The sequence below is a fragment of the Intrasporangium sp. genome, assembly GCF_051961875.1.
GTDB lineage: Bacteria > Actinomycetota > Actinomycetes > Actinomycetales > Dermatophilaceae > Intrasporangium_A.
The window spans coordinates 1-4,359 of the sequence record NZ_JBQCCV010000081.1; the positions used below are offsets into that span (position 1 = coordinate 1).

The window sequence follows — 4,359 nt, forward strand, 5'->3', positions numbered from 1 at the left end:
CGGCGACGAGCAGGTCGCTCGCGACACCGAGGGCCGGGTTGGCCGTGAGCCCCGACCAGGCGTCCGAGCCGCCACAGTTGAGCCCGAGGACGAGGTGCTCGACGCCGACCTCGGTCCGCCGGGTCCCGCGCAGGTCTTCGGCGAGGCCGGTCACGTACTTCTCGCCCTCGGTGATGGCCGCCGCCGTGCCGCCGACGTCCTGGATCGTGAAGTGCTCGATCGGGATCGCCGCGTCGACCCCGAGCGAGTCGATGAGCCCGGTGACCGAGTTGACCTCGCAGCCGAGGCCGATGACGACGAGCGCCCCGATGTTCGGGTGTCGCGCGTAGCCCTGCAGGGTCTTGCGCAGCAGGTCCCAGCCCTCGCCGGAGTCGGCCATGCCGCAGCCCGTGCCGTGGGTCAGGGCGACGACGCCGTCGACCCCGTCGGGGTGCAGCGCGGCGACGGCGTCCTCGGTGCGTCGCGCGACCTGCCGCGCGACGGTCGCCGAGCAGTTCACGGTCGTCAGCACGCCGACGTAGTTGCGGGTGCCGACCCGGCCGTCCGGGCGGCGGATCCCCATGAAGGTGCGCCGGAGGTCCGCCGGCAGCGTCAGCGCGGTGGTCGCCTGGCCGCCGCCTGACGCCAGCGCGCTCGCCCCCTTGGGCATGGCGAGGTTGTGCACGTGGAGGTGCTCGCCGGCCCGCACCGGCGCCGTCGTGACGCCGATGACGTGGCCGTACTTGTGCACGAGGGTGCCCGCGGCGAGGTCGCTCAGGGCCACCTTGTGCCCACGCGGTATGGCGCTCACCGCGGTGACGCTCGTCCCGTCGCCGGCCGCTGCGGTGGCCCCCGGAGCGAGCTCGTCGAGGGCGATCGCGACGTCGTCACCGGAGGCGAGGAGGAGCAGCTGGTTCGTCATCTCGGTTCTCGGTTCCCTTGGGTGGCAGGGGTTTCGGGTGCGGTAGCGGCGCGGCGGGTCTCCTCGAGGGAGGGCTGGTGCCCGGTCCCGCCCTGGCCGCCGACGGAGAGGGACGCTGCCGCGGTGCCGAGCCGGACCGCCTCGTGCAGCGGGTCCCCGGCGGCGAGGCGCGCGGCGAGGGTGCCGGTGAGGCAGTCCCCGGCACCGGTCTGGTCGACGACGACGCGGGCCGGCGGGGCCGGTACCTCGAGGAGCTGCTCGCCGGTCGCGACGACGGCCCCGGCCGGGCCACACGTGAGGACGACAGACCTGCTGCCGAGCCGGAGGGCCGCGGCCGCGGCCTCGCGGGCCGGCACGTCGGGTGCCAGGCCGAGCAGGTCGGTGGTCTCGCCGGGCCACGACGGGGTGATGACCTCGGAGTGCGGGGCGATCTCGCGGAGGAACTCGCCCGCGGCGCTCGCGCTGGTGAGGCGGGGCCGGAAGTTCGGGTCGTAGACGAGCCGGCCCGCCACGGCGGCCGCGCGGCGCACCGTCTCGCGGGCCGACTCCGAAAGCGCGGCGGTGATGCCGCTCGTCACGACGACATCCGCCGCGGCGAGCAGGTCGACGTCGAGGTCGTCGGGGGAGAGGCTCGCCCCGACGCTGCCGGCCCGGGCGTAGGCGAACTGCCGGGCACCCATCGGGTCGGCGTGGCTGAAGTAGACGCCGTGGTGGCCCGGCACCCGCACCACGCCGGTCGTGTCGACCCCGAGTTCGGCGCAGCGGAGCAGCAGCGCCTCGCCGAGCTCGTCGTCGGGGACCCGGGAGGCGAGCACCGCCCGGGCCCCCGCGGCCGCGGCGGCCGCCGCGACGTTGAGGGCGTCGCCGGAGAAGTCGAGCCGCAGGGTCCGGCCCGCCGCGAACGGTTCGGTGGACGAGAGCTCGACGAGCACCTCACCCAGCACGACGACGAGAGGCGAGCTGGGCGGCATACCCTCTGGGTGGGCCGGCTGACCTGGGGTGGTCACGCTTCCTGCTCCTCCTTGACCTGCGCGACGAGCTGGGTCGGGTTGACGAACCGCAGGGCGGTGATGAGCAGGACCGCCATGATGAGCATGTAGATCACAGCCATCGCGTCGACCGACTGCTGCGCCCGGATGCCCGCGGCGTTCATCGAGTTGAACAGGGCCACGACCAGGGTGTTCGAGTCCGGGCCGGCCGTGAGGAAGGTCAGCTCGAACATGCCCACCGTGCGGACGAGGACGAGGATCGACGAGGCCAGGATCCCGGGCACCAGCAGGGGCGCGAGGATCCGGGTGAAGATCGAGAACGTCCGGGCGCCCGACATCCGGGCGGCCCGCTCGATGGTCGGGTCGATCTGCTCGATGAACGGGGTCATCGTGAGGATGACGAACGGCACGCACGGGACGAGGTTCGCCAGGATCACGCCGCTGATGTTGCCCGCCAGGTTGAACTTGTAGAGCACCGTGGCGAGCGGGATGCCGTAGGTGATCGGCGGCATGAGGATCGGCAGGAGGAACGCGAGGTTCACCAGCCGCTTGCCCGGGAAGTTGCGCCGGGCGAGGACGTAGGACGCCGGCACCCCGATCAGCACGGACAGCACGACGACCGCCGCGGCCACCTCGAGGGTGACGATGATGACGTCGAACAGGGCGAAGTCCGACCACGCCTGGTTGTACCACTGCGTCGTGTAGGCCTCGGGCAGCCACCGGTTGAACCAGCGCTCGCCGAACGAGTTGACGAGGACGGACCCGACGACCCCGACCAGGAAGAGCATGAAGATCGCCACGCTGCCCCAGACGAGCCACGCGCCCGGGCTCGCGACGATGCGCCGGCGCGGCGCCTCTGCGGTGATCGTGGTCATCAGCCCTTACCTCCGGTCGCACCCTTGTAGAACCTGCTGCGCCACAGCAGCACGAGCGCGATGACGACCAGCTCGACGGCGCCCATGATCATCGCGATGGCCGAGGCGAACGGGTAGTCGTACTGCTCGTATGCCGCCTGGTACGCCGCGATCGAGATGACCCGCGTCTCGCCGGTCGGGTTACCGACGAGGATCGCGGACGGGAAGACGCTGAACGCGAGGACGAACGTCAGGCAGAACGTCGTCGCGAGCCCCGGCGCGAGCAGGGGGAGCGTGATCCGGCGGAACCGGGCCTTCCAGTCCGCGCCCAGCGTCGCGGCCGCCCGCTCGAGGGTCGGGTCGATCCCCGAGAGGTAGGACAGGATCAGCAGGAACGCGAACGGGAACCCGGTGATGACGAGCGAGAAGAACACGCCCCAGTAGTTGTTGATCAGCCGGAGCGGCTGGTCGATGAGGCCGATCGCCTGCAGCGACCGGTTGAACCACCCGGCCGGCCCGAGGAAGTTGAGCAGGCCCTCGGCGGTGAGCACCGTGCCGAGCGTGATCGGCACGACGAGCATCGTCGTAATGAGCCGCTTGCCCCGGAACCGTCCCCGCATCCGGAACGCGATCGGCACCGAGGCGAGGACGTTGAACAGCGCCGCCGGGACGGAGAGCCGGAGCGTCTTCCAGATGGTGTCGCGCTGGAAGGCATCGCTGAAGAACCGCTGGTACTCCGCGAACGGGCCACCCCCGTTGGTCGGCTGGAAGGACAGGCCGAGACCGAAGAGGAACGGGTAGACGAACAGCCCGATGACGAAGATGATGGCCGGCACGAGCAGGAGCAGCTGGCTGTCGATGCCCCGCTCGGCGAGCCGGTGGCGCCGGCTGAGGCCGGTGCCCGGTGGGGTCGCTCGAGAGGTGGCCGTGCTCATGTCGAGCCCACCTCGCTGAGGGACGGCTGGGCATCGGCGAGGGCCGGCGCCGGCGGCCGCTCGTCCCCGCGGGGGAAGACGAGCAGTCGCTCGGACGGGATGGCGAGCGTCACCTCGTCGCCGGGGGCGACGCGCTCGGGGGTCTTCAGGTGGAAGGCGGCACCAGACGATGTGCGGGCCTCGACCGCGAACTCCCGGCCGTGGTACTCGACGACCTCCACCGTGGCGGACATCGAGTTGTCCGTGGCGCCCGCGCCGGCCGGGCCGCCGGGCAGGACCTCGATGTCCTCGGGGCGGACCCCGACGACGACCGGCTCACCGGCGGAGACACCGGGTGCGGCCGCCCCGGTGAGCCGCAGCCCGCGGCCCTCGACGACGACGCCACCCGAGTCGGCCCGGGTCGCGTCGAGCTCGAAGAGGTTGCGGAAGCCCATGAACCCCGCGACATGCCAGTTCGCGGGCTGCGTGTGCAGCTCCTCCGGCGTGCCGATCTGCTGCACCTGGCCGTTGCGCAGGACGACCAGTCGGTCGGCCATCGACAGGGCCTCCTCCTGGTCGTGCGTCACGTAGACCGTGGTGAGGCCGAGGCTCGGGTGGATACGCCGGATCTCGGTGCGCAGCTCGAGGCGGAGCTACGCGTCGAGGTTGGCCACCGGCTCGTCCATGAGGACGAGCGAGGG

The 4,359-nt window shown here is 72.1% G+C and carries 5 protein-coding genes; all 5 read right to left on the reverse strand.

The window, feature by feature from the left end; genetic code table 11:
- Window positions 1–901: UxaA family hydrolase (locus tag ACTHJJ_RS04805; protein ID WP_440301798.1), on the reverse strand; the 901-nt coding region annotated here is incomplete at its 3' end.
- A complete protein-coding gene (locus tag ACTHJJ_RS04810) occupies window positions 898–1,908 on the reverse strand; it encodes a sugar kinase (RefSeq protein WP_440301799.1) in 1,011 nt (336 codons plus the stop codon). The genes ACTHJJ_RS04810 and ACTHJJ_RS04805, both read right to left, overlap by 4 nt.
- Window positions 1,905–2,765, reverse strand: coding sequence for an ABC transporter permease (locus tag ACTHJJ_RS04815; protein WP_440301800.1), 861 nt, complete (start codon window positions 2,763–2,765; stop codon window positions 1,905–1,907). Before ACTHJJ_RS04815 ends, ACTHJJ_RS04810 begins: the two co-directional genes overlap by 4 nt.
- A complete protein-coding gene (locus ACTHJJ_RS04820; RefSeq protein WP_440301801.1) occupies window positions 2,765–3,679 on the reverse strand; it encodes an ABC transporter permease in 915 nt (304 codons plus the stop codon). The genes ACTHJJ_RS04815 and ACTHJJ_RS04820 overlap by 1 nt, the downstream gene beginning before the upstream one ends.
- Window positions 3,676–4,245 (reverse strand): TOBE domain-containing protein, encoded by a 570-nt coding sequence (locus tag ACTHJJ_RS04825; RefSeq protein ID WP_440301802.1) that lies wholly within the window; start codon window positions 4,243–4,245, stop codon window positions 3,676–3,678. The genes ACTHJJ_RS04820 and ACTHJJ_RS04825 overlap by 4 nt, the downstream gene beginning before the upstream one ends.
- Window positions 4,246–4,359 lie beyond the last annotated feature (114 nt).

What these genes read in the sequence shown, in the direction of transcription:
- ACTHJJ_RS04815 (WP_440301800.1), bottom strand. Translation starts at nt 2,765, where the DNA reads ATGACCACGATCACCGCAGAGGCGCCGCGCCGGCGCATCGTCGCGAGC.
- ACTHJJ_RS04820 (WP_440301801.1), bottom strand. Translation starts at nt 3,679, where the DNA reads ATGAGCACGGCCACCTCTCGAGCGACCCCACCGGGCACCGGCCTCAGC.